Origin of the sequence: Paenisporosarcina sp. TG-14, assembly GCF_000297555.1 — a bacterium.
Lineage (GTDB): Bacteria > Bacillota > Bacilli > Bacillales_A > Planococcaceae > Paenisporosarcina > Paenisporosarcina antarctica.
Genome location: NZ_AMGD01000020.1, coordinates 56,253 through 81,639, shown reverse-complemented (window position 1 = coordinate 81,639; position 25,387 = coordinate 56,253). Strand labels below are relative to the sequence as shown.

The 25,387-nt window shown below is 36.5% G+C and carries 24 protein-coding genes; 23 read left to right on the top strand and 1 reads right to left on the bottom strand.

Going from position 1 to position 25,387, the window contains the following annotated elements; genetic code table 11:
• Positions 1–63 precede the first annotated feature (63 nt).
• From C406_RS0107115 to C406_RS0107090, 6 genes are all read left to right on the top strand, one after another.
• Positions 64–711: a FadR/GntR family transcriptional regulator gene (locus C406_RS0107115; protein WP_017379918.1), complete on the top strand. Its 648-nt coding sequence runs from the start codon at positions 64–66 to the stop codon at positions 709–711.
• Positions 708–1,568 carry an acetyl-CoA carboxylase, carboxyltransferase subunit beta gene (gene accD / locus C406_RS0107110; RefSeq protein WP_017379917.1) on the top strand — a complete coding sequence of 287 codons (861 nt, stop codon included), beginning with the start codon at positions 708–710 and terminating at the stop codon, positions 1,566–1,568. Before C406_RS0107115 ends, accD begins: the two co-directional genes overlap by 4 nt.
• Before the next feature lies 1 nt (position 1,569).
• Positions 1,570–2,523 carry an acetyl-CoA carboxylase carboxyl transferase subunit alpha gene (gene accA / locus C406_RS0107105; RefSeq protein ID WP_017379916.1) on the top strand — a complete coding sequence of 318 codons (954 nt, stop codon included), beginning with the start codon at positions 1,570–1,572 and terminating at the stop codon, positions 2,521–2,523.
• A gap of 100 nt (positions 2,524–2,623) precedes the next feature.
• Positions 2,624–3,583, top strand: a complete 960-nt coding sequence (gene pfkA, locus C406_RS0107100) for a 6-phosphofructokinase (RefSeq protein ID WP_017379915.1) — start codon at positions 2,624–2,626, stop codon at positions 3,581–3,583.
• Between the two features lie 20 nt (positions 3,584–3,603).
• Positions 3,604–5,364 carry a pyruvate kinase gene (gene pyk, locus C406_RS0107095; RefSeq protein WP_017379914.1) on the top strand — a complete coding sequence of 587 codons (1,761 nt, stop codon included), beginning with the start codon at positions 3,604–3,606 and terminating at the stop codon, positions 5,362–5,364.
• A gap of 65 nt (positions 5,365–5,429) precedes the next feature.
• A complete protein-coding gene (locus C406_RS0107090; RefSeq protein ID WP_017379913.1) occupies positions 5,430–5,813 on the top strand; it encodes an FxsA family protein in 384 nt (127 codons plus the stop codon).
• Here the strand turns inward: C406_RS0107090 and C406_RS0107085 are convergent.
• Entirely contained in the window at positions 5,806–6,753 is a 948-nt protein-coding gene (locus C406_RS0107085) for an AI-2E family transporter (protein WP_017379912.1), read from the bottom strand. The genes C406_RS0107090 and C406_RS0107085 overlap by 8 nt on opposite strands.
• Positions 6,754–7,012: 259 nt before the next feature.
• Here C406_RS0107085 and citZ point away from each other — a divergent pair, with 259 nt between their 5' ends.
• The 17 genes from citZ (at position 7,013) to dnaI (ending at position 25,308) form a co-directional block, all read left to right on the top strand.
• Positions 7,013–8,128 carry a citrate synthase gene (citZ, locus tag C406_RS0107080; protein WP_017379911.1) on the top strand — a complete coding sequence of 372 codons (1,116 nt, stop codon included), beginning with the start codon at positions 7,013–7,015 and terminating at the stop codon, positions 8,126–8,128.
• Positions 8,129–8,208: 80 nt separating this feature from the next.
• Positions 8,209–9,477: an NADP-dependent isocitrate dehydrogenase gene (gene icd / locus C406_RS0107075; RefSeq protein WP_017379910.1), complete on the top strand. Its 1,269-nt coding sequence runs from the start codon at positions 8,209–8,211 to the stop codon at positions 9,475–9,477.
• A 67-nt stretch (positions 9,478–9,544) separates the two neighbouring features.
• Positions 9,545–10,483, top strand: coding sequence for a malate dehydrogenase (mdh, locus tag C406_RS0107070; protein WP_026045633.1), 939 nt, complete (start codon positions 9,545–9,547; stop codon positions 10,481–10,483).
• Between the two features lie 124 nt (positions 10,484–10,607).
• A complete protein-coding gene (locus C406_RS0107065; RefSeq protein ID WP_017379908.1) occupies positions 10,608–11,084 on the top strand; it encodes a MaoC/PaaZ C-terminal domain-containing protein in 477 nt (158 codons plus the stop codon).
• 53 nt (positions 11,085–11,137) lie between these two features.
• The gene (locus C406_RS0107060) at positions 11,138–11,851 is read left to right on the top strand and encodes a response regulator transcription factor (protein ID WP_017379907.1); all 714 of its coding nucleotides are present in this window, start codon (positions 11,138–11,140) and stop codon (positions 11,849–11,851) included.
• Complete coding sequence (gene pnpS, locus C406_RS0107055; RefSeq protein ID WP_017379906.1) at positions 11,848–13,392, top strand: two-component system histidine kinase PnpS; 1,545 nt, start codon at positions 11,848–11,850, stop codon at positions 13,390–13,392. Before C406_RS0107060 ends, pnpS begins: the two co-directional genes overlap by 4 nt.
• Positions 13,393–13,755: 363 nt before the next feature.
• Positions 13,756–14,721, top strand: a complete 966-nt coding sequence (gene hflK / locus C406_RS0107050) for an FtsH protease activity modulator HflK (RefSeq protein WP_017379905.1) — start codon at positions 13,756–13,758, stop codon at positions 14,719–14,721.
• Positions 14,721–15,704, top strand: a complete 984-nt coding sequence (gene hflC, locus C406_RS0107045) for a protease modulator HflC (protein ID WP_017379904.1) — start codon at positions 14,721–14,723, stop codon at positions 15,702–15,704. The genes hflK and hflC overlap by 1 nt, the downstream gene beginning before the upstream one ends.
• A gap of 149 nt (positions 15,705–15,853) precedes the next feature.
• Positions 15,854–16,378: a hypothetical protein gene (locus C406_RS0107040; RefSeq protein ID WP_017379903.1), complete on the top strand. Its 525-nt coding sequence runs from the start codon at positions 15,854–15,856 to the stop codon at positions 16,376–16,378.
• Between the two features lie 113 nt (positions 16,379–16,491).
• Positions 16,492–19,119, top strand: a complete 2,628-nt coding sequence (gene polA, locus C406_RS0107035) for a DNA polymerase I (protein ID WP_017379902.1) — start codon at positions 16,492–16,494, stop codon at positions 19,117–19,119.
• Positions 19,120–19,131: 12 nt separating this feature from the next.
• Positions 19,132–20,004, top strand: a complete 873-nt coding sequence (gene mutM, locus C406_RS0107030; protein ID WP_017379901.1) for a bifunctional DNA-formamidopyrimidine glycosylase/DNA-(apurinic or apyrimidinic site) lyase — start codon at positions 19,132–19,134, stop codon at positions 20,002–20,004.
• 15 nt (positions 20,005–20,019) lie between these two features.
• Positions 20,020–20,610 carry a dephospho-CoA kinase gene (coaE, locus tag C406_RS0107025; RefSeq protein WP_017379900.1) on the top strand — a complete coding sequence of 197 codons (591 nt, stop codon included), beginning with the start codon at positions 20,020–20,022 and terminating at the stop codon, positions 20,608–20,610.
• Between the two features lie 125 nt (positions 20,611–20,735).
• Positions 20,736–21,755: a glyceraldehyde-3-phosphate dehydrogenase gene (locus C406_RS0107020; RefSeq protein WP_017379899.1), complete on the top strand. Its 1,020-nt coding sequence runs from the start codon at positions 20,736–20,738 to the stop codon at positions 21,753–21,755.
• Positions 21,756–21,981: 226 nt separating this feature from the next.
• Positions 21,982–22,365 (top strand): adenosylmethionine decarboxylase, encoded by a 384-nt coding sequence (gene speD / locus C406_RS0107015; protein WP_026045632.1) that lies wholly within the window; start codon positions 21,982–21,984, stop codon positions 22,363–22,365.
• A gap of 119 nt (positions 22,366–22,484) precedes the next feature.
• A complete protein-coding gene (gene nrdR / locus C406_RS0107010) occupies positions 22,485–22,955 on the top strand; it encodes a transcriptional regulator NrdR (RefSeq protein WP_017379897.1) in 471 nt (156 codons plus the stop codon).
• A gap of 21 nt (positions 22,956–22,976) precedes the next feature.
• Complete coding sequence (locus tag C406_RS0107005) at positions 22,977–24,383, top strand: replication initiation and membrane attachment family protein (protein ID WP_017379896.1); 1,407 nt, start codon at positions 22,977–22,979, stop codon at positions 24,381–24,383.
• A complete protein-coding gene (dnaI, locus tag C406_RS0107000; RefSeq protein WP_017379895.1) occupies positions 24,367–25,308 on the top strand; it encodes a primosomal protein DnaI in 942 nt (313 codons plus the stop codon). The genes C406_RS0107005 and dnaI overlap by 17 nt, the downstream gene beginning before the upstream one ends.
• The last annotated feature ends 79 nt before the right edge of the window (positions 25,309–25,387 follow it).

Sequence of the window (25,387 nt, the reverse complement as noted above, 5' to 3'; positions counted from 1 at the left end):
TGTATGATAAAGTAAATGAGTGGTCTGACCACTTTGAAATAAATGGAAGTTCGGGGAATTGATATGACCAATCAATCAAAAAAAATGTTTTTACAAATCGTTCGTGAACTTCGCCTTCTCATTCAAAATGAAAACATCCGACAAGGGGAGAAACTTCCCTCTGAACGAGAATTAGCGGAACGACTGCAAGTCGGGAGATCGACCGTTCGAGAAGCTCTACGCAGTCTAGAACTCTTAGGTTTAATTGAAACCAGACGTGGAGAAGGGACTTTTCTAACAGATTTTCGTAAACATAAACTAGTTGATGTTTTATCAACATTTATTATGCAAGATCCCAAAGCGTTACAAGATGTTCATATAACACGCGAGTTACATGAAAAAGAAGCAATTCGTATTGTTGCGGGGTCAACAAAACTCAATCAACTACCTGTATGGACGAGTTTACTAAAACAATTGCAAGAACATGGAACTATAGTACGAGAGGATTTGATTCGTGAAATTCTCATTTCCAGCAATAATCGGTTGTCACTGAAAATGTGGTTTTTATTAAAGCAATACAGTGAAGAGCCATACCAAGGGAATACAGAAATAGAAGAAAATGATTATATTCAAGACTTACTAATGGCTATTTTAGATGGTGAGATTGAACGAGCTATCACTTCATATACAGCTTGGACAATTTGGTTATCACAAGGGAGAGAGACTTCATGATTCGTGATATATTTTCAAGAAACCGCAAAAAAAAATATGCAACAATTCCAAATGATTCATCAAAATCGGATGTACCAGAAGGTATAATGACTAAATGTCCAGAATGTAAACATATTGGCTTAACGAAAGATTTACTAAAAAACAAAAAAGTGTGTCCGACATGCGAACATCATTATAAAATGACGGCTTATGAACGTGTGGATATTATCTTGGATGAAGGAACTTTTGTTTCGATGGACGACAATTTGGGAACAGTTAATCCTCTTAATTTTCCGGGTTATACAGATAAGATTAAGTCGGATAGTGAAAAAACAGGATTAAATGAAGCTGTATTAACTGGTAATGGTTTGCTCGATGGACGCAAAGTCGTGGTAGCAATTATGGACGCCCATTTCCGTATGGGGTCAATGGGTTCTGTTGTTGGGGAAAAAATTACTCGAGCTATTGAAGATGCAACAAAGCAAAGAATACCATTTATTATTTTCACTGCTAGCGGAGGAGCAAGAATGCAAGAAGGCGTCCTTTCGTTAATGCAAATGGCTAAAACGAGTGTTGCACTTAAGCGTCATAGTGAAAAAGGGCATTTATTTATATCTATTTTGACACATCCTACTACTGGTGGTGTTTCTGCAAGTTTTGCGTCCATCGGAGACATAAATTTAGCGGAACCAAAAGCATTAATTGGTTTTGCTGGTCGACGTGTGATTGAACAGACTGTTCGCGAAAAACTTCCGGAGAATTTTCAAACTGCTGAATTCTTATTAGCACATGGTCAACTTGATGCAGTGGTTCATCGTTCTTCAATGAAAGAAACAGTATCCACACTTGTGAAGCTTCATTCGAAAGGAGACAAATAACATGGTTAAAACACTTCCTTTTGAAGAACCTGTCATTCAACTTCGTGATAAGATCAGTGAGTTAAAAGATTTCACTTCAAGTGCAGAGGTCGATATGACGACTGAAATTCAACATTTAGAGGATCGGCTTCAAAAATTAGAAACGGATATTTATGTCAATATGCAACCTTGGGACAGAGTCCAAGTCGCCCGACATCCAGAAAGACCTACTACGCTTGACTACATTCGTGAAATATTTACGGATTTTATAGAGCTTCATGGAGATCGTAGTTACGGAGATGACGAAGCTATCGTTGGCGGCATTGCTGCATTTAATGGCTTACCGATTACCATCATAGGTCATCAACGTGGAAAAGATACGAAAGATAATATTCGTCGTAACTTTGGTATGCCACATCCTGAAGGTTACCGAAAAGCACTACGTTTAATGAAACAAGCTGAAAAATTTGGGCGTCCAATTATATGCTTAATTGATACAAAAGGTGCTTACCCAGGGAAAGCAGCAGAAGAGCGGGGGCAAAGTGAGGCTATTGCTCGCAACTTATTTGAGATGGCCGGTCTAAAAGTTCCCGTTATTAGTGTCGTCATTGGCGAAGGTGGAAGTGGTGGAGCATTAGCACTAGGCGTAGCGAACCACATTCATATGTTAGAAAATTCTACGTACTCCGTTATTTCACCTGAAGGGGCAGCTACAATATTATGGAAAAACTCTGCACTTGCAAAACAAGCTGCAGAAGCAATGAAAATAACAGCGCCTGATTTAAAAAAAATGGGTATAGTAGATGAAATCATACAAGAATCAATAGGCGGAGCACACCGTGATTCAAAACAACAAGCGATCTTTTTAAAAGAAGCATTGGAACGTTCAATTGAAACATTAAGTCAATTAAGCGAAGAAGAATTAGTCGATAACCGTTATACTAAATTTAAATCAATTGGTGAATTCACAGAATGAGGATGCGGTTGTCGCACCCTCTTTTTTTGTTACTGACAAACATAATTCAAACGTGGTAATGTGAGTATAGGAATGGGTAAATGTAAAGGAGGACACTTAAATGAAAAGAATCGGTGTTTTAACAAGTGGTGGGGATGCACCAGGCATGAATGCAGCCGTGCGTGCAGTAGTCAGAAAAGCTATATATCACGATATAGAAGTTATGGGAGTCTACAATGGCTACCAAGGTTTAATAGAAGGAAAAATGGTGCAGCTTGATTTAGGTTCTGTTGGAGATATTATTCAACGAGGAGGCACAAAATTATATTCAGCCAGATGTCCAGAGTTTATGACTGAAGAAGGACAACAAAAAGCCATAGCTCAAATGAAGAAGCATGGTATTGAAGGTTTAGTGGTTATTGGCGGAGATGGATCTTATCGGGGAGCAATGGCTCTAACGTCTAAAGGATTACCGAGCATAGGGGTACCTGGGACGATTGACAATGATATTCCTGGTACAGATTATACAATTGGTTTTGATACAGCTCTCAATACTGTTATCGAAGCTATCGATAAGATTCGAGACACTGCAACTTCACATGAACGAACATTTATTATTGAAGTAATGGGTCGAGATGCAGGTGATTTGGCTTTATGGGCAGGTTTAGCAGGTGGGGCAGAAACAATTGTAATTCCTGAAGTACAGTTTAATCTAGAAGATATATTACTACGACTACGCAGTGGACATGAACGTGGCAAAAAACATAGTATTATTATCGTCTCTGAAGGTGTCATGAATGCCAATGAATTTTCAAAAATATTAAAAGAACATATCGACATTGAAATTAGAGTTTCTGTACTGGGACATATACAACGAGGTGGAACACCAACAGCTCGTGATCGTGTGCTAGCTAGCCTTTTTGGAGCTCGAGCAGTTGAAATGTTAATGGAAGGTCGCGGAGGTCTTGCCATTGGCATGCGTAATCATCAAGTGGTAGAATACTCAATGACAGAAGCTTTCCAAGGGAAGCGTAAAGCGGATTTATCAATGTATAAATTATCTAAAGAATTATCCATTTAGTGTAAAGAGAGGATACAACAATGCGAAAAACAAAAATTGTATGTACAATCGGTCCAGCTAGTGAAACTCCAGAAATACTTGAACAATTGATTGAAGCGGGAATGAATGTTGCTCGTTTAAACTTTTCTCATGGAAATCATGAAGAACATGGGATACGTATTACGCGTATTCGCGAGGCTTCTAAGAAAACCGGGAAAATTGTGGGCATCTTATTAGATACAAAAGGTCCAGAAATTCGCACGCATCAAATGGAAAACGATGCAATAGAATTAGTATCAGGCCAATCTATAGCTATTTCAATGACTGAAGTTTTGGGAACAACTGAATTGTTCTCAATCACATATAACCAATTAATTGAAGATGTTAGTAAAAACTCAATCATTTTATTAGATGATGGGTTAATTGAACTTAGAGTGTCTAGTGTAGATTTAGCCTCAGGGTTGATTCATACCGTAGTAAACAATTCTGGTACTCTTAAAAATAAAAAAGGCGTTAACGTACCAGGTGTTTCTGTACAACTTCCTGGAATTACGGATAAAGATAAGCAAGATATATTATTCGGTATTGAACAAGGTGTTGATTTTGTTGCTGCTTCATTCGTTCGTCGTGCAAAAGATGTTATGGAAATCCGTGAATTGCTTGAAAGAAATGACGGTGGATACATTCAAATTATTCCGAAAATCGAGAACCAAGAAGGTGTCGATAATATTGACGCCATCATATTAGTATCGGATGGTTTAATGGTTGCGCGTGGAGATTTAGGGGTAGAAATACCAGCTGAAGAAGTACCTTTAGTGCAAAAAAGCTTAATTAGTAAATGTAATCAAGCAGGAAAACCAGTAATTACTGCGACACAAATGTTAGATTCTATGCAACGTAATCCGCGTCCTACACGAGCAGAAGCTAGCGATGTAGCAAACGCTATCTTTGATGGTACAGATGCCATTATGTTATCAGGTGAGACTGCAGCAGGCCTTTACCCAGTAGAATCTGTAAGAACAATGGACAAAATTGCAATTCGTACAGAGGATGCACTCGATTATCGTGCGATTGTTTCAGCGAAAAGTAAATCCAATAAAGTTAGTATGACAGATGCGATTGGTCAAGCTGTAGCACATACGTCTATTAATTTAAAAGCTAAAGCTATTATTGCTCCTACTGAAAGTGGCCATACAGCGAAAATGATTTCTAAATACCGTCAAGGTGCTCCAATCATTGCTGTTACTTCTACTGAAAGACCATCTCGTAAATTGACACTTGTTTGGGGCGTTTACCCAATTGTTGCTCAAAAAGTTGGTTCCACTGATGAAATTTTAGAGCTTTCAGTTGAAGAAAGTTTAAAACATAATTACGTTAAACATGGTGATCTAGTCATTATTACTGCAGGTGTGCCTGTAGGAGAAGCTGGTACTACGAACTTGATGAAAGTTCATTTAATTGGCGATATTGTAGCAAAAGGACAAGGTATCGGAAAAATGGTTGCATTCGGACGTACTGTTGTGGCAAATAATGCACAAGAAGCATTAGATGTTGATACAACCGATGCTATTTTAGTTACTATAGGTTCTGACCGTGATATGATGCCTGCTATACACAAATGTGCTGGACTCATTACAGAAGAAGGTGGGCTAACTAGCCATGCTGCTGTTGTGGGGTTAAGCCTTGGCATTCCAGTAATTGTTGGTGTGAAAAATGCAACAAAATTGATTGAAAATGGTCAGGATGTAACGATGGACGCTGAATCTGGTGTTATTTATTCGGGTCTTGCGAGTGTTTTATAATTATTAATAAAAAGAAAAAGCCTCAACGCAGAAGTGTTGAGGCCTTTTTTTAGGAGATGACGAAAATGAAATGGTTAGTGTTAATCTTAATCGTCGTGCCTGTGATCGAGATTGGAATATTATTATGGGCAGGAAATATATTAGGTGTTCTGCCAACGATTTTAATAATTCTTGGAACTGGTATTCTAGGTGCTTTCTTAGCCAAAATGCAAGGGTTAAAAGCCATTAGAGATGTACAAATGCAGATGAAAAACTTCCAAGCTCCTGGTGATGCTATGGTCAATGCTTTGTTTGTATTCGCAGGTGGTATTATGTTATTATCACCAGGGTTTGTGACTGATATATTTGGTTTCCTGTTTTTATTTTCACCAACAAGACAGTTATTTAAGCCCATTGTTTACAAGTGGATACGTTCAAAAATGAAAAAAGGGCAATTGATAGTTATGTAAACCATTTATGTTGCCTGAAGTGTACTGCAGCAAGTAATAAGAATGGACTTAGTAATATCCCTGGAACTCCGAACAGCAAGAGGGAACATGCACTAATGAAAAAAACATGTACCGCTCGTATGTGCATAGTATTTGCCCATAGAAACGACTCAAATAACTGTCGACTTAGCAAGATAAATGCATAAAGTAAAAGTATGATGACTCCTAGAGTTGTTTGCTTTGTTAAAATGAAGTAAACAGCCATCGGGATTAAAAATACGCCTGTCCCTACAAAAGGCATGAAATCAGCAAAAGAAATTAGAAATGCAAGTCCAATTGGTGAGGAAAATTGCATCGCGTAAAACCCGATAGTAAGTTGCAAGAAAGTTAATAAAAACAATTTGATCTCTACTTTAGTAAATTTCTCAAAAAGATCCGTTGCACTTAGAAATAATGGTTTTAAGGTCTTTCTTGTTCTAGACGGAATGTAAATAAAGAACCAGGTACGAGATTTCAATGACTCTTGCAAAGCGAAGAAGAGAGCAACTAAAAATACGAAGGTTTCCACAAATTGTTCTGGTAGATGTTGGATGAATAATGTTATTTTTTTAAGTAAGCTCTCACTTACCATTGATAAACCCTCAATGACTGATTGCCAATTCGCTTTATTTGCATAAAGTAATAGCTCTTCTAGATGAAACCTAAATGGATAAACTATTTCAAAGAGTTCTTTAACTACTAAAGTTGTTACAAGTATGATAAATGCCAACAACGCGAATTCAAAAAAAAGAGCGGTTATCCATCTCGGTAACCGACTGACTTTTTGAAACCAATTAACTATTGGGTGTGAAAAATAAGCAATTAATATAGCTACAGTTACGGGGTAGATAAGCCAAGCAAGAATGACAATTACAACAATTGGAAGCCATTTCTTTAAAAAACTTTCAATGTTTTCATACACTTTTCTACCTCCAAAAATTGTATTTTTAAGAATTAGTCCCAGTTGCCTCGTTTAGACCCAATTTTTCTACTTCGTGACAAAATTTCATGAATTCAGTGAAAATTTTCGAAAAAAGAGCGTTTTCATTCACAAAGTAGTCAAAAATGATTATAATAACTATGTAGGCGATTAATAAAAAAGGTTCACTATGAGCAGATGAGCCATCATACTGCATTTTTTTTGTGGATGATGAAATTAAACAGTAGAGGGAGAGATACTTATGACATCAACAAAAGGTCTTGAAGGAGTGGTAGCAACTCAATCAGCTATCAGTTCTATCATTGATGACACACTTACATACGTAGGCTATGATATTGACGATTTAGCTGAACATGCAAGTTTTGAAGAAGTAATTTACTTGCTATGGCACAAACGCTTACCTAAAGCAGATGAATTGCTTGAACTTAAACAACAATTAGCGGATAATATGGCAGTTCCTCAAGAGGTTCTTAACCATTTTAAAACATATCCAATTGATAAAGTACACCCAATGACAGCTCTTCGCACATCAGTATCTATGCTTGGATTGTATGATGAAAATGCAGAAGATATGTCTGTTGAAGCGAACTACTTGAAGGCCATTCAACTTCAAGCAAAAATGTCGACTTTAATTACAGCTTTTGCTCGTGTTCGTAAAGGACAAGATCCAATCGCTCCAAAAAGTGATTTAAGTTATGCAGCAAACTTCTTATACATGCTTAATGGTACAGTTCCTGAAGCTATTGAAGAAGAAGCTTTCAATAAAGCATTAGTATTGCATGCAGACCATGAATTAAATGCCTCAACATTTACAGCACGCGTTTGTGTGGCTACACTATCAGATGTTTATTCTGGTGTCGTTGCAGCACTTGGTGCTCTTAAAGGTCCTCTTCACGGTGGAGCAAACGAGCAAGTGATGAAGATGTTAATGGAAATTGGTTCAGTTGAAAACGTTGAACCTTATATAACTAAAAAATTAAATAACAAAGAGAAAATCATGGGCTTTGGTCACCGTGTTTACGAAAAAGGGGATCCACGTGCAAAACACTTACGTGAAATGTCTCAGAAATTAACAAAAATTCGTGGAGAAGAAAAATGGTACGAGATGTCTATTAAAATTGATGAAATCGTAACAGGCCAAAAAGATCTACCACCAAATGTTGATTTCTATTCAGCGTCAGTCTATCATTCTTTAAATATTGACCACGACTTATTTACACCGGTCTTTGCTGTATCTCGTGTTTCTGGTTGGTTAGCACATATATTAGAACAATATTCTAATAACCGCCTAATCCGTCCGCGTGCTGAATACATCGGACCTGGTATGCAAAAATATGTACCAGTTGAAAAGCGCTAGATTTTTTTAAAAAACCAAGTAGGGCTTTACTTTTTTAAAAGTACAAGCCCTACGATTATGCTTATAGGAGGAAATTATTAATGACAAACGGTGGAAAAATTACAGTTGAAAACGGTGTACTCAATGTACCAAACAATCCAATCATTCCTTATATTGAAGGAGACGGAATTGGTGCAGATATCTGGGTTGCATCTGCAAACGTATTAGAAGCTTCAGTTAAAAAAGCATACAACGGTGAGAAATCAATCGTATGGAAAGAAGTATTAGCTGGTGAAAAAGCATTTAACCAAACGGGTGAATGGTTACCTAATGAAACTTTAGATGTAATACGTGAGTATTTAATCGCAATTAAAGGACCTTTAACAACACCAATTGGTGGAGGTTTCCGTTCTTTAAACGTTGCTTTGCGTCAAGAGTTAGATTTATATGCTTGTGTACGTCCAGTTCGTTATTTTGATGGTGTTCCTTCTCCGGTAAAACGTCCTGAAGATACAGACATGGTAATTTTCCGTGAAAACACAGAAGATATTTACGCTGGTATTGAGTTCGCACAAGGATCTGATGAAGCTAAAAAGATAATTGATTTTCTACAAAACGAGATGGGTACTAAAAATATTCGATTCCCAGAAACTTCTGGAATCGGTATTAAGCCGATATCTGAAGAAGGAACAAAGCGTTTAGTGCGTGCTGCTCTTACTTACATCTTTAAAGAAGGCCGTCAGTCTTTAACAATTGTGCATAAAGGAAATATCATGAAGTTTACTGAAGGAGCTTTCAAAACTTGGGCTTACGAAGTTGCTGAACAAGAATTTGGTGATCAAACGTTCACTTGGAACCAATATGATCAAATTAAAGCTGAACAAGGTGCACAAGCTGCAGACAAAGCGCAAACTGAAGCATTAGCTTCAGGTAAAATTCTTGTAAAAGATTCAATTGCTGATATCTTCTTACAACAGATTTTAACTCGTCCAAAAGAATTTGACGTAGTAGCAACAATGAACTTAAATGGTGATTACATTTCTGATGCACTTGCTGCACAAGTAGGTGGAATTGGTATTGCCCCAGGAGCAAACATTAACTACTTAACTGGACATGCTATTTTTGAAGCTACTCATGGTACTGCTCCTAAGTATGCAGGTTTAGATAAAGTTAACCCTTCATCTTTAATTCTTTCGGGTGTACTAATGCTTGAGCATCTTGGTTGGACAGAAGCTGCTAAATTAGTAATGGATTCTATGGAAAAAACAATTTCTTCTAAAGTTGTAACTTATGACTTTGCCCGTTTAATGGATGGTGCTACTGAAGTGAAATGTTCAGAGTTCGCAAACGAATTAATTAAAAACCTATAAGAAAAGATTAAGTAAGCGTAAGGAGGGTTTCGACCCTCTTTACATATGAACAAAGTGGGGGGTTCTTATAACAATGAAACGTAAAAAGATTTCAGTTATCGGTTCTGGTTTTACAGGAGCTACAACAGCATTCTTTCTAGCTCAAAAAGAATTAGGAGACGTTGTTCTAGTTGATATTCCACAAATGGAAAGCCCAACAAAAGGAAAAGCGCTTGATATGTTAGAAGCAGCTCCAGTTCAAGGGTTTGATGCAAATATTACTGGTACTTCTAACTATGAAGATACGAAAGACTCAGATATCGTTATTATTACAGCAGGTATTGCTCGTAAACCAGGTATGAGTCGTGACGATTTGGTTCAAACAAACCAAAAAATAATGAAAATGGTTACTGCTGAAGTAGCTAAATACTCTCCAAACACAATAATTATTGTGTTGACAAACCCAGTAGATGCAATGACTTACACAGTATATAAAGAATCAGGATTCCCGAAAGAGCGCGTAATCGGTCAATCAGGTGTACTTGATTCAGCACGTTTTCGTACATTTGTAGCACAAGAATTAAACATGTCTGTTAAAGACATCACTGGTTTTGTTCTTGGCGGCCACGGTGACGATATGGTTCCTTTAGTACGCTATTCACACGCAGGTGGAATTCCTTTGGAAACATTGATACCAAAAGAACGTTTAGCTGAAATTGTAGATCGCACACGTAAAGGTGGAGCAGAAATCGTGAACCTTCTTGGTAACGGTTCAGCTTACTATGCACCAGCTGCTTCTTTAGTTGAAATGGCTGAAGCGATTCTAAAAGACCAACGTCGTGTTTTACCGTCAATCGCTTTCCTTGAAGGCGAATATGGTTTACACGGAATCTACCTTGGTGTACCTACAATTCTTGGAGCTGGTGGAATTGAAAAAATTATCGAACTTGACTTAACTGAAGCTGAAAAAGCTGAGTTAAATAAATCGGTAGAGTCTGTAAAGAAAGTAATGAAAATATTAGCTTAAGTCTCAAAAGTTGAAAACTTCACTTTAGTGCTTGAAGCAGAAAAATCGAGCAGGAAATCCCTGCTCGATTTTTTTTTTACTTATTGATACTATGAAGGTAGACATGAACTAAGGGGGCCATTTTATGATACTTGGGAAAAAACGCAAACTCGGAAGAAAAGTCGAAGAAATGTCTGTAGGAGAAAAGCTCAAACTGACAGAGAAAATTGAAGACAAAGATTTACTTTTGTATTTAGGTTTAACAAATGACGGAAATCCATTGTATATTCAACATGATTTTGCTTCTCAAACATCCTATGGTAAACCAATCGTTCCAGCAATTATGTTAACTGGAATAGTAACTTCTGCAATTTCTAAATACTTACCAGGTCCGGGTTCACACATTGTAGAACAACATATAAAATTTACGAAACCTGTGTATCATTACACTACCATTGATTTTTTATTACAAGTTATATCTGTGGATGTAGAGAAGAACTTGGTGGAAATTGAAGTAACTGCTTTAAATGAAGATGGAGAAACAGTGATTGAAGGGAAAATCACTTCAACACCTCCACGTTTAGAAAATCAATTAACATCTCAATCAATGGACAATTTTTAAATAGTCTTTTCGGTTTAAGATGGGGGTTTTAAATCGATTGTGGAGGCCAAAAGATGATGAAGAAAATTCTTGTAGTAGATGATGAAAGTTCAATTGTAACTTTACTTCAATACAATTTAGAGTTAGCAGGTTTCCACGTTGAAACTGCGAGCGATGGTCTAGAAGGATACAATGCTGTTTTGGAAAGAAAACCTGATCTGATTGTCCTTGATTTAATGCTTCCAAAAATGGATGGCATGGAAGTGTGCAAAGCTTTGCGTCTACAAAAAATTAATACACCAATTATTATGCTAACGGCAAAAGATGATGAATTTGACAAAGTATTAGGACTTGAGTTGGGTGCAGATGACTATATGACAAAGCCATTCAGTCCAAGAGAAGTGACTGCACGAGTCAAAGCGGTTTTAAGAAGGTCGAAAGTATCCAATGAAGAAACAATAGAAAAAGTGAAGGATAAAGCTTTTGAATTTGGTTCATTACGTGTGTATCCAGAACGATTTGAAGTGTTTTTACATGATGAAACATTAGAATTCACCCCGAAAGAATTTGAACTTCTTGTATACCTAATGGAAAATAAAAATCGCGTGATGACACGCGACCAATTGTTAAGTGCTGTTTGGAACTATGATTTTGCTGGCGATACTCGAATTGTTGATGTTCATATTAGTCATCTCAGAGACAAAATTGAAGATAATAGCCGTAAACCAATATTTATAAAAACAATTCGAGGTCTTGGATATAAATTTGAGGAGCCTAAAATGGTATGAAATCTCTTCAAGGGAAATTAATCTTAGCTTTCACATTATTAATGGGTTCGATTTTTGCTGGCTTAGGCATCGTTTTAAGTCAGCTTTTTCCTGTTTATGTGGAGCAATCGGTGAAATCAAATGCCATTGAAAAAGCAGGAGAAATTTCGTTCATAGTAGAACAATCAAATATTACAGTAAATGATGCTCTAAAAGAAGAGATTACTTTGGTACTTTCTAGTGACCCTAATGGTAGCGATTTTTATGATATTCGAAAAAAACTATGGCAGGTATTGTTAATTGTTTTACTTGGTGCATTTATCATAACCATTATGCTTTCCTATCGTCTGACAAAACGTCATGCACAACCTATTGATAATGTTACAGAAGTAGCTATAGAACTTGCTAAAGGTAATTATCGAGCGAGAGCGTATGAAGACGATTTATTAAGTACTGCACAACTTAGTACTTCAATAAATATACTTGCACGAAATTTACAAGAATTATTTAAAGTTCGTGAAATGGAAAAGGAACGATTAAATACACTTATTGAAAATATGGGGAGTGCATTAATGATGATTGACCGGGATGGTCAGATTAGCATTGTAAACAAACCATTTGTCGATCAATTTGATTTTAGTGCACATGACGTTCAAGATGAATTATTTAAAAGTGTTGGTCTACCAGAAGAGTTGGAGAAGTTTATTGATTATGTCTTTTTAATGGAAGCATCTTCCCGTAAGCAAATGACGCTCGTCATTCAACAGGACATAAAACATATGGAAGTATACGGTGCACCAGTTATCGGTGAACATGGACGTTGGTTAGGTGTTGTAATCGTCATGCATGATATTTCTGATTTAGTTAGGCTTGAACAAATTAGAAAAGACTTTGTAGCAAATGTATCCCATGAGCTTCGCACTCCAATTACATCGATTAAAGGATTCTCTGAAACATTGCTTGATGGAGCAATGAAAGATGAGAAGACATTGTTAACCTTTTTAGAAATTATCTATAAAGAAAGCAATCGATTGCAAATGTTAATTCAAGATTTACTCGAACTTTCGAAGATAGAACAACATGGTTTTTCTGTAGATCTTGTTAAAACTAATTTGCAAGAAGTGATGATGCGTGCAGCCGAAATGATGAGTCCTCGTATAGATGAAAAGGACATGACCTTTGTAACGAATATGAAGAGCGATGTGGTTGTTAATGGAGACATGAATCGTTTAATACAAGTGGTAATGAATTTATTAGCAAATGCGATCACATATTCAGCAGAAAAGACTTCTGTTTATTTATCACTACATGAAAGTGAAACACATGGAATCATAATTATTCGTGATGAAGGAATTGGTATGGATAAAAAAGAGATTCCTCGTATTTTTGAACGCTTTTATCGTATCGACCGAGCAAGAAGTCGTAATTCTGGGGGGACTGGATTAGGACTTGCAATTGTCAAACATTTAATTGAAGCTCATAATGGACGAATTTTTGTTGAGAGTGAACCTGGGAAAGGTACCCAATTTAAAATACTAATCCCTAAAAATCAGGCAACTTAACATATTCTTTACATTTCCTTCATGGTAAGTTCATAGTGCTTTGATAAGATATTTAAGAACCCCCCCTTACAACCGCATTTGGCAGAAAAAAGAGTTCTCTTATGAGGACTCTTTTTTCATGGAATAAGAAAGCCTAGCTATGTTGATGTTTAGTAGGCATTACAATGAAATTTTTAGACGTCAAGTTGGAAAATGACGCTTCAATTCGAAATAGAGAAAATATAGAAATATTTGTTGTAACTCGCTTATAGTAGGTAATGAATTATCTGATAGAGGTAAATAATTTATGAAAAACAAGTTTTTGAAACTTTATGAAGATACATACGTAAAAACAACTAGAGAATAGAAAAGGGGGATTCATTTATGAGTGTGAAACGCTTATTATTGACGACAACTTTATCTTTAGTTGGTGTCATTGTAATTATTTCATTATTTACTACTTGGTTTACAGTTGATGAATCTGAGCAATCAGTTGTCATCACATTTGGTAAAGCAGGAGAACCAATTTTAGAATCGGGCTTACATTTTAAGTTACCGTGGCCAATGCAAAAAGTAGAGATTTTGTCTAAAGAAACATTTAGTTTACAGTTTGGCTATAAACAAACCGCAGACGGTGAGATTGAGTCGTTTGATAACGAAACAAAAATGATTACAGGTGATGAAAACATTGTCTTAACAGATTTAGTTGTACAATGGAAAATTACCGATCCAGCAAAATATTTATTTAATGCAGAAGCTCCTAGAGAAATATTGTTAGATGCAACCTCTGCATCCATACGCTCGGTTATTGGGAGTTCATTAATTGATGAAGCTTTAACGTCTGGAAAAGCAGATATAGAAGCTCAAACAAGAGAATTACTTGCTACGCTTATTGAAAAATATGATATTGGTATTTCTATTTTAGGAGTAAAACTTCAAGACGTGGAATTACCAAACGCAGAAGTTCGATCTGCTTTTACTGCAGTAACTGATGCTCGTGAAACAAAAAATACGAAAACGAATGAAGCAAAAAAATATCAAAATCAACGTGAAAGTGAAGCAATTGGGGAAATTGCAGCAATTGCTTCAAATGCTGAGGGTCAACGTACAGCACGTATCCAACAAGCAACAGGTGATGTGGCCGTGTTTAATAAGCTTTATGCAGAGTACCAAGACAATAAAGAAATCACGAGACAACGACTAGTCATTGAAACACTTGAATCAGTATTGCCGAATGCTCAACTTTATATCATGAATGATTCAGGTGAAACGGTGAAATACTTGCCGTTACAACAACCTGCTGCTGCAGTAGTACCACCTGTGACAACTGAGCAAGGAGACGATAACTGATGGATAAAAACAACCAAAACCCATTTGAAAATATAGAACAACGAATCAACAATCACTTTAAGAAAAACAAAAAAATTCCAAAAACGAGTGAACCAGTAAATTTTAAAAAGCACATTAAAAAAATAATTACCTTTACAATCATATTTGCTGTCTTCGTAATATTGATTGCAAATGTTTATGTTGTGAAAGAAAATGAATACCGAGTGGTTCGTCAATTTGGTGAAGTGGTAGAAATTCGATTTGAACCCGGTATTTATATGAAAGTTCCATTCTTGCAAAATGTCACATCACTGCCTCGTTACCAAATGACTTACAACGTGTCAGAAGCTGAGATCAACACGAAGGATAAAAAGCGAATTATCATTGATAACTATGCAGTGTGGCGTATCACGAATCCAAAAGAAATGATTACCAATGCAGGAACATTATTAAATGCAGAAGCACGTATGGAAGAATTCATTTATTCAGTCGTTCGAACGGAGCTTGGTCAATTAGCCTATGATGAAATCATCAATGATGAAAATACATCTAGAGGTAGTTTAAATGATCGTGTTACAGAAAGAGTGAATGAGTTATTAAAAAGTGACAACTACGGTGTTGAAGTGATTGATGTTCGAATGAAACGTACAGATCTTCCTCCGGAAAATGAACAATCAGTATATACACGTATGATTTCCGAACGTGAATCCATTGCACAAAAGTATTTATCTGAGGGTGACGCAGATAAACGTACGATAGAGGCTGCTACAGATCGTAAAGTACAAGAAATGGTAGCGATTGCTAAAAAAGAAGCATCCATTATTACTGCTGAAGCAGAATCAGAAGCTGCAAAAATTTATAATGAATCGTTCTCGAAAGATCCAGAGTTTTATGCTCTATATCGAACACTGGAATCTTACAAGAAAACAATAGGCAAAGACACCATGATTATTTTACCTTCTGACTCACCGTATGCGAAAATTCTTACAGGATATTTAGAATAGTAGAATTGATTAAAGCATCTCTCATGAGGTGCTTTTTTTATGTATAAAATGTAATTTAATGACTCACTGTAGTAATGATTTTAATGGTGTTGTATATCTGACTCTTAATATAGAAAGTATGTAAGTAAAAGTGTTTAGGAGTGATTGTTTTGAAAAGACGATTCATTATACTGTTCAGTTTCTTATGCATGCTCACTTTGTTAATAGGGTGCAATAAAGTAGAAATCGAGCCAGAAATTAAAGTGAAATCAATAATGGATGTTTCGCAATATAGTGGTATTAATCCAGTTGAATTAATAGAAAAGTTAGGACAACCTCTTAGAAAAGATGAATGGGTTTACTACAATTCTAAAGGGGAGAAATATTTGGCAACTTCATACAACTATGAAGTTGAATCCTATCCACTTGAGTTAATCATTATTGATAATGCCGTTGTAAAAATGAATATTCTTACTTTAGAAAATGATGGTAATGAATTTATTATTGATAGTAATAAAGATGTTATAGCATTGGCAGGAGTTATCCCTAGCGACCATATGAAAACGATGATTGAGAATTCCGTGATGTTAAGATACTCATCAATTAGCGATGCAGTAAGCGAAATTTGGGCTACTCTTGAAGGAAAACAAGTACGTTTTATAAGAGTTACGTATAACTCAACATACATTAACTAGAAAATGTACTGATCAAATATGAATAAAGAAGGATGTCTTTTTCTTTTCAACTACCTACATGGTAATATGAAGGGAGATGACGTTTTTTTATTGCGTAGAGGAGTGGAAAAGTTTTGAGCAAAAACAAAGTTTTATTACTAGATGGGAATAGCTTAGCGTATCGAGCATTTTTCGCGCTCCCATTACTTACAAATGAACATGGGATACATACAAATTCTGTTTACGGTTTTACAATGATGTTACAAAAAATATTAGACGAAGAGAAACCATCACATATGCTTGTTGCATTTGATGCTGGGAAAACGACATTCCGGCACTCGACATTTGGCGAGTATAAGGGAGGACGTCAGAAAACGCCTCCAGAGCTTTCCGAACAGTTTCCTTATTTACGTAAGCTCCTTACTGCTTATCAGATTCCTCAATACGAGCTGGCTATGTATGAGGCGGATGACATCATCGGAACTCTTAGTAAACAGGCTGAAGCAAAGGGCGAAGAAGTGATTATTGTCTCAGGTGATAAGGATCTTACTCAACTTTCTTCAGAAACTACTACAGTTTACATTACTAGAAAAGGTATTACAGATATGGAGAAATATACACCTGAACATATCCAAGAGAAGTATGGATTGACACCTAATCAAATCATTGATATGAAAGGATTGATGGGTGACGCTTCAGATAATATTCCAGGAGTTCCAGGTGTCGGAGAAAAGACAGCAATCAAATTACTACTTGAGTATCATTCAGTTGATGGTGTTTATAAAGGGCTTGATACAGTCAAAGGTGTGAAACTAAAAGAAAAACTTGTCGCTAACGAAGAGCAAGCGAAGATGAGCAAAGTATTAGCTACGATTGAGACTGAGGCACCAATTACCATTAGTCTTGAAGATTTGACTTACAAAGGGCCTAACATGGATGAGGTTATTAAAATTTGGCAAGAGTTAGCTTTCAAATCATTGTTGGAAAAAACGACATATGCTCAAGTTGAAGAAATGAAATCTGAAATTACATTCACACAGTTGTCTGAAATAACAGATGAACATCTATCCGATGAAATGGCTGTACATTTAGAATTATATGATGAACAATACCATACAGCTGACATGCTAGGTGTTGCCTTAGTTGATGACACTCATGCGTATTTTGTGAAAGTCGAAGATGCCTTTGCATGTGAATCATTCCGTGAATGGTTAGCTGACGATACCAAGAAAAAAAGACTAGTTGACTCCAAGGCAGCTCTTGCTGCATTTCATCGAAATGATGTCTTGCTCGATGGTGTTGAATCCGATTTTGTGTTGGCTGCCTATATCATCAATCCAGGAATTACGTCTGACGATGTAGCAGAACTTTCTCGCCAATTCGGTTATGGGGACGTATTAACGAATGAACAAGTGTATGGCAAAGGTGCAAAGAAATCGGTCCCTGAAGATGCAGAACTTGGTGAACATGTTGTACGGAAGGCAATGGCTATCTGGAAGCTACGTGAAGTGATGGATAAGAAGCTGAAAGAAAATGAACAATATGAACTTTATCAAAATTTAGAATTACCTTTAGCTACCATTCTAGGGAAAATGGAATCAGATGGAGTTAAAGTGGATCGTCAAACCCTCGTTGATATCGGAGAAGATTTAGCTGGAAAATTAACGGAAATTGAACAAATAATCTATCATGCTGCTGGTGAGAACTTTAACATTAATTCACCAAAACAATTAGGTGTGATTTTATTTGATAAACTTGGTCTTCCTGCTCTGAAAAAAACGAAAACGGGTTATTCAACAGCCGCTGATGTGTTAGAAAAACTAGAGGGTAAACATGAAATAATCTCGCATATTCTGTTGTACCGTCAATTAGGAAAACTACAGTCTACGTATATTGAAGGTCTATTAAAAGAAATTCATAAAGATGATGGGAAGATTCATACAAGATACCAACAGGCTCTCACACAAACAGGACGTTTGAGTTCTACGAATCCAAATTTACAAAACATACCGGTGAGATTAGAAGAAGGACGAAAAATTCGTAAAGCATTTGTCCCATCACAGCCGGGCTGGATTTTATTCGCAGCGGATTATTCTCAAATTGAATTGCGTGTCTTAGCACATATGTCCGATGATGAAGAGTTAATAGAGGCTTTTCAAAATGACTTAGATATTCATACAAAAACGGCGATGGACGTCTTCCATGTGGAAGCAGAAGCTGTAACGTCAGATATGCGTCGTGCAGCTAAAGCAGTAAACTTCGGAATTGTATACGGTATTAGTGATTACGGGCTGTCTCAAAACCTATCAATTACACGCAAGGAAGCGGCTGAATTTATTGATCGATATTTAAAAAGTTTCCCAGGTGTTAAAGAATACATGGATGATATCGTTCAAGATGCAAAACTAAAAGGCTTTGTCACAACTATTTTAAACAGACGAAGATATTTGCCGGATATTACTAGTTCAAACTTCAACTTGCGTGGGTTTGCAGAACGAACTGCGATGAATACCCCGATTCAAGGAAGTGCAGCAGATATTATTAAAAAGGCAATGATTGATATGGCTGCTCGCTTAAAGAAAGATAAGTTACAAGCAAAAATGCTTCTTCAAGTTCATGATGAATTAATTTTTGAAGCTCCGCCAGAAGAAATCTCGATATTAGAAAAAATTGTACCTGAAGTGATGGAACATGCGATTGAACTGAAAGTGCCTCTTAAAGTGGACTATGCGTATGGTTCAACTTGGTATGATACGAAGTAAGGGGGCAAAAAAATGCCTGAATTACCTGAGGTAGAGGGAGTCGTAAACTCCCTTAAACCTGTGGCTACTGGAAAGACTATTGAAAGAGTAACTATTTCACCGGTCTTAGAAGTGTCCCGCAAGGCAGGGAAGCAAGCTATCATCAAAGGAACCGAGCTTGCTGATTTCCAACAAAGACTAGCAGATGCAAAAATCATTCGGATAGTAAGAAGATCAAAGTATATTTATTTTCATTTAGAGAAAAACCAACAAAGTATATTATTAGTGACTCATTTAGGTATGACAGGTGCGTGGTTCTATGTTCACGAAACGCATGAGATCTCAGAAGAGAAATTCAGAAAACACATACACGTAATCTTCCACTTAGACGACGATATGTTGTTGGTGTATACGGATATTCGAAGGTTTGGCGAAATGCGGTTACTTGAATCAGAAGCCCAATTTCCGCCATTATTACGAATGGCGCCTGAACCTTTTGATGACTCGGCATTAAGTTATTTTCTTGAAATGTCCAAGCTTCCTAAATATCAACATAAGTCCATAAAAGAAACGATTATGGATGGCCAAGTCATTTCTGGTTGTGGCAATATATACGCAACTGAAGCATTATATAGCATGCATATTCACCCAGCGAGAAAAGTAAATCGTATTAGTCAAAAAAGACTGATTGCACTTTTTCACACGATTGTCGCAGTGTTAAATGAAAGTATTTTAGCTGGTGGCAGTTCTATTTCAGATTATCGAAACATCAATGGAGAAGCGGGAGGCATGCAAGACCGTTTGCAAATGTACGGCAAGAAACAATGCCCAAATTGCATAAACGCTACAAAACAACTTGTACTTGGAGGACGGAACTCTTGGTATTGTCCTTCATGTCAAAGGTAAAAGGATGATCAATGGATGATTATTGGATTAACGGGAAGTATTGCGAGTGGGAAAAGTACAATTTCAGCTATGTTAAAAGAAAAAGGATTTCCAATCATCGATGCAGACTTAGTTGCACGACAAGTTGTAGAACCGGGAACAGCTAACTTACAAGAAATTGAACGTGTATTTGGACATGTGGTGATGAATGAGGACGGCACATTAAATAGGGATTCTCTTGGTCAACTTATTTTTCATGATCCTGCAAAAAGGAAACAATTGAACGATTTGATGCACCCAGCGATACGTAATGAAATGTTACGCATGCGAGATGAGCTGTTTGAGCAGGGTCAAAAAACTATAATTATGGATATTCCTCTTTTATTTGAAAGTCGCCTTCAACATTTTGTTGATAAAATACTCGTGGTTTCAGTTACTGAAGAGATGCAATTGCATCGTTTAATGAATAGGAATTCTTTATCAAAAGAAGAAGCAGAAACACGAATACAGTCACAATTACCAATTTCCGAAAAAGAAAAAGGTGCTGATGCAGTCATTTATAATAATGGATCAATTGACCAGTCTAAAGTTCAATTAGAGCGTATATTAGCTGAGTGGGACATTTAATGTCCCAATTTCTGAAAAATAGAACATTTCTACATAGCGAATTTACTGTATTACTTAATGTAAATTATGTTATACTATTTCGTGGATAAAGATGAACAGTATAACATATTTGTAGGAGGATTTTCATGCAAGCTTCTATAGCAATTAATGGATTTGGACGTATAGGTCGTATGGTTTTTCGTCAAGCAATTGTTCAAGATGATTTAAACGTGGTAGCAATTAATGCTAGTTATCCAGCAGAAACATTAGCACATTTGATTAAGTATGACACAAATCACGGGACGTTTTCTGGTGAAATTGTGATCGAAGAACATGCTTTAATCATAAATGGGAAACGTGTTCAATTATTGAATGATCGTGACCCATTAAATTTACCTTGGAAAGAAATGGGCATCGATATTGTCATTGAAGCAACTGGTAAATTTAATGAGCGTGAAAGAGCGGCATTACATTTAAAAGCTGGTGCCAAAAAAGTTATTTTAACAGCACCTGGTAAAAATGAAGACATAACGATTGTTATGGGTGTAAATGATGACAAATTAAATATTAATGAACATGATATTATTTCCAATGCAAGTTGTACAACGAATTGTTTAGCACCAGTAGCTAAATTATTAAATGATAAATTTGGTATTGATAATGGTTTATTGACGACTGTTCATGCATATACCAGTGATCAAAATAACCTTGACAATCCACATAAAGATTTACGCCGTGGAAGAGCTTGTGCACAGTCAATCGTTCCTACGACCACAGGAGCAGCCAAAGCAATAGCATTAGTGTTACCTGAATTAAAAGGAAAGCTTCACGGGTTGTCACTGCGTGTACCAACACCTAATGTTTCATTAATTGATCTTGTAGTGGACTTACAAACTGACGTAACAGTCGAAGAATTAAATGCTACATTTATTGAAGCTTCTGAAGGTGCCATGAAGGGCGTCCTTGGTTTCACAATAGAACCACTTGTTTCGATTGATTTCAATTCAAATCCACACTCAGCAATTATTGACGGATTATCGACAATGGTAATGGGGAAACGCAAAGTAAAAGTTCTTGCTTGGTATGATAATGAATGGGGTTATTCAGCTCGTGTAGTCGATTTAGCCAAAAAAGTTGGACTTGCTTTAAAAGTTTATCAAACGTAAAAAAAATTCCTTCCTGCTCCTTGTTTGGAGCAGAAAGGAATTTTTTTTAATTACTTGCATTGTCGATAAATACATCATATAATGTAAATCGTGTACTTTAATTGTACACACTGACTACTTAAAGGGTTAGGACCTCTTTGGACTAACTTTCCCCCGTGGTAGTCGACTTTAAGAATTCTTCAAATTTCTTAAATTCTATATAAGGGGGAAACGAACCATGCAAACGATGGAAACAATGGGACGTCATGTTATTGCAGAACTTTGGGAATGCGAATTTGACAAACTAAACGATGTTAATTTTATTGAACGGACATTTGTAGAAGCAGCACTTAAAGCAGGAGCAGAAGTACGTGAAGTAGTATTTCACAAATTTGCACCACAAGGTGTAAGTGGAGTAGTGATTATTTCAGAATCACATTTAACAATTCATAGCTTTCCAGAACACGGTTATGCAAGTATTGATGTATATACATGTGGCGATTTAGATCCGACAATTGCTGCTAAATATATTGCTGATGCACTTGGATCACAAACTAGTGAAATGACTGAAATTCCACGCGGTATGGGTCCTGTTACAGTGGGTAAAGCTCGCGTAACAGCACTTGCATAATAACTAGACTCTAAAATGAGTAAGCAGAGGAAGAAATTCCTCTGCTTTTTCGATTTTTATGAAGTTTTTTTGATATACTAGGAATATAAAACGAATGACTAAATTCAGGAGATAAAAATATGAGATGTCCAGCTTGTCAATATAACGGAACGCGCGTCGTGGATTCAAGACCGGTTGACGATAGTAAAGCAATACGAAGAAGAAGAGAATGTGAAGAATGCGGGTTTCGCTTTACTACATTTGAAAAAGTAGAAGAAATGCCATTGATTGTTGTAAAAAAAGATGGTTCACGCGAAGAGTTTAGCCGTGAAAAAGTATTGAGAGGTCTTATTCGGGCATGTGAAAAACGTCCTGTTTCACTCGATGCTCTTGAAGAAGTCGTATTTTCAATTGAAAAAGATTTACGTCGTATAGGGAATTCAGAAGTGAAATCTGAAGATGTTGGTGAAATGGTTATGGACCGATTAGCAATGATTGATGAAGTCGCGTATGTACGTTTCGCTTCGGTGTATCGTCAGTTTAAAGATATTAACGTGTTTATTGATGAATTAAAAGAATTATTAAAGAAAAATCCACAAGACAAACAGTAAGGAACAGGAGGGCGATGTTGCATGCAACTTTTATTTAAAGAACTTCAACCAGTAGATAGCTTCATCATCCAAATGCCTCATCCACTTGCTGACACAGATCGCCAACTTGTGACCATGTTGTATAAACCAATTATAGGCTCCGATGCTATGAGCCTATACTGCACTTTATGGGCAGAATCAGACAGTCAAATAACTGAACAATTATCACATTATTATTTAATGGATGTTTTAAATATGTCCCTAAAGAAAATATTTGATGCACGCGTTGCTCTGGAAGCCATTGGCTTGATGAAAACGTGGAAAAAAGATGATTTAGATAAGCGCATGTTTATTTATGAAGTAGTGGCCCCACTCGATGCTGCCTCGTTCTTTAGTGAACCGATTTTAGCCACGTCATTATACAGTGTCATCCATGAAAAAGCATATCTTCGGGTAAGAGAACGATTTATGAAAAAGCAAGCTTTGCAAGGGGGTTACGAAAACGTCTCAAGAGACTTACAAGACGTATTTAAGAGTAACCATGACTACACTAAACTCGGGCATATCTTTGATCCTGTTCAACTGGATCAAGCAAGCCGACCAGAAAAATTCCCTTTTTATTCAATGGATTTTGATTTTGATTTATTAAAATCGGGTTTATCTGAAGTTATGATCCCTTCTAATGTTCTAACATTACCTGTAAAAGAAATGATTGCGAAAATGGCTTTTTTATATTCGCTAAATGCAATTGATATGCAAAAGGTTCTAATGATGGCCATTGATGATCAAAATCGTATTACAGAAGAACGCTTAAAAAAAACAGCTGCTGATTATTACAAACTATCTATTTCTTCTAAACCACCTCGACTTACACAAAAATTAAAACAACAGAATGAAGTGGATACTACAGAAATAAAACTTTCTAAAGATCAATCTTTGATTAAGTATTTAGAAGAAACTCCACCATTAGAAGTTTTGAGAGAAATCTCAAAAGGTAAGGAACCACTGCCGGTGGAAGTCGAATTAGCGAATGAACTCATCTTTATATATGGTTTTCCGCCAGCTGTAATAAATGTATTATTACAATTTGTTTTGATCCGCGCGAAAATGAAATTAAATAAGAATTATGTGCACAAAATTGCAGCCCATTGGCAGCGCGAAAATATTCAAACTGCCGAGCAAGCCATAGAAATATCAAGAAAAGAACATGATCAATATGTTGATTGGCAAAATACAGAAAAAACTGCAAAGACTCCATCTTATAAACGCAAAAATACACAACGAGATGAGAAAGTACCTGATTGGTTTTATAAAGCAAAGGAAACACGCTCATCAAGACAAACGGTTGAGAATGAGGTAACTGAAGATTGGGAAGAAAAAAAACAACAGTTGCTTAAAAAACTCGGCGTAACAGAGGGGCAGGCCAAAACTAATGGAACCAATAAGTGAGACATTAAAACGTGTTGTAAATGCACCAGCATTTTCGGAGCGATATGAAAAAATGAAAATAGAAATTCTTGAAAACAGAGGAGTACAAGAATTTCTAGCAGCAAATCCAGAAGTCGTAAATAAAAGCATGGTTGATCGTGGGCTTGGAAAACTTTATGAGTATACTTCTCAAAATCATGACTGCAATAACTGTGAAAACGTGGCAAACTGTCATAACATGATGAAAGGTTATGTGCCAAAACTAACGATTAATCGTGGATTGATTGAATTGGATTATTCTAGATGTCTGCAAAAGACCATTGAAGATGAACGTCGTGAAGTGTCTGCGATGATTTCGAGTATGCATATGCCAAAAGACGTTATGGAAGCAAGACTTTCAACGGTTATTTATGATCACAACACACGTGTAAATTTAGGGAATCACGCTAGTGCTTTTATGGAAGAAGTAAAAGCTACTGGGAAAGTACCTTCAAAAGGTTTTTATATTTACGGAGAGTTTGGCGTTGGGAAATCCTATGTATTAGGCGCTATGGCGAATGAACTCGCAGAACAAAGAATCAAAACAGTTCTCGTTTATGTTCCGGAGTTTCTGCGCGAGATGAAACATGCAATTCAAGATCAATCTCTTCAAGAAAAAGTTGACTATGTGAAAAAAGCGCCTGTTCTCATGCTAGATGATCTAGGTGCGGAATCTTTATCGACTTGGACACGAGATGAGATTCTAGGAACGGTTTTACATTACAGAATGGCTGAAAATTTGCCGACCTTTATCACTTCTAACTTCAGTTACGAAGGGTTAGAAGACCACTTAACCCTAACGGGAAAAGGGGAACTTGAGCTTGTAAAAGCTGCAAGAATTATGGAGAGAATTCGTACGACCACCATCCCAATAAAGTTAAGCGGGAAAAATAGAAGAGACGGATAAAGTAAAAAGAGTGGAGAAATCCACTCTTTTTACTTTTTTGAATAATTAGAAAATATTAAATTTGGGGATATGTTATTGA

Excerpts from the sequence above, each read along its gene's own strand:
- C406_RS0107005 (WP_017379896.1), top strand. The coding sequence starts at position 22,977 with ATGCAACTTTTATTTAAAGAACTTCAACCAGTAGATAGCTTCATCATC.
- citZ (WP_017379911.1), top strand. The coding sequence starts at position 7,013 with ATGACATCAACAAAAGGTCTTGAAGGAGTGGTAGCAACTCAATCAGCT.
- hflK (WP_017379905.1), top strand. The coding sequence starts at position 13,756 with ATGAGTGTGAAACGCTTATTATTGACGACAACTTTATCTTTAGTTGGT.
- pnpS (WP_017379906.1), top strand. The coding sequence starts at position 11,848 with ATGAAATCTCTTCAAGGGAAATTAATCTTAGCTTTCACATTATTAATG.
- coaE (WP_017379900.1), top strand. The coding sequence starts at position 20,020 with ATGATTATTGGATTAACGGGAAGTATTGCGAGTGGGAAAAGTACAATT.
- C406_RS0107090 (WP_017379913.1), top strand. The coding sequence starts at position 5,430 with ATGAAATGGTTAGTGTTAATCTTAATCGTCGTGCCTGTGATCGAGATT.
- accD (WP_017379917.1), top strand. The coding sequence starts at position 708 with ATGATTCGTGATATATTTTCAAGAAACCGCAAAAAAAAATATGCAACA.
- mutM (WP_017379901.1), top strand. The coding sequence starts at position 19,132 with ATGCCTGAATTACCTGAGGTAGAGGGAGTCGTAAACTCCCTTAAACCT.
- pyk (WP_017379914.1), top strand. The coding sequence starts at position 3,604 with ATGCGAAAAACAAAAATTGTATGTACAATCGGTCCAGCTAGTGAAACT.
- C406_RS0107060 (WP_017379907.1), top strand. The coding sequence starts at position 11,138 with ATGATGAAGAAAATTCTTGTAGTAGATGATGAAAGTTCAATTGTAACT.
- dnaI (WP_017379895.1), top strand. The coding sequence starts at position 24,367 with ATGGAACCAATAAGTGAGACATTAAAACGTGTTGTAAATGCACCAGCA.
- hflC (WP_017379904.1), top strand. The coding sequence starts at position 14,721 with ATGGATAAAAACAACCAAAACCCATTTGAAAATATAGAACAACGAATC.
- accA (WP_017379916.1), top strand. The coding sequence starts at position 1,570 with ATGGTTAAAACACTTCCTTTTGAAGAACCTGTCATTCAACTTCGTGAT.
- icd (WP_017379910.1), top strand. The coding sequence starts at position 8,209 with ATGACAAACGGTGGAAAAATTACAGTTGAAAACGGTGTACTCAATGTA.
- C406_RS0107115 (WP_017379918.1), top strand. The coding sequence starts at position 64 with ATGACCAATCAATCAAAAAAAATGTTTTTACAAATCGTTCGTGAACTT.
- C406_RS0107065 (WP_017379908.1), top strand. The coding sequence starts at position 10,608 with ATGATACTTGGGAAAAAACGCAAACTCGGAAGAAAAGTCGAAGAAATG.
- pfkA (WP_017379915.1), top strand. The coding sequence starts at position 2,624 with ATGAAAAGAATCGGTGTTTTAACAAGTGGTGGGGATGCACCAGGCATG.
- C406_RS0107020 (WP_017379899.1), top strand. The coding sequence starts at position 20,736 with ATGCAAGCTTCTATAGCAATTAATGGATTTGGACGTATAGGTCGTATG.
- nrdR (WP_017379897.1), top strand. The coding sequence starts at position 22,485 with ATGAGATGTCCAGCTTGTCAATATAACGGAACGCGCGTCGTGGATTCA.
- speD (WP_026045632.1), top strand. The coding sequence starts at position 21,982 with ATGGAAACAATGGGACGTCATGTTATTGCAGAACTTTGGGAATGCGAA.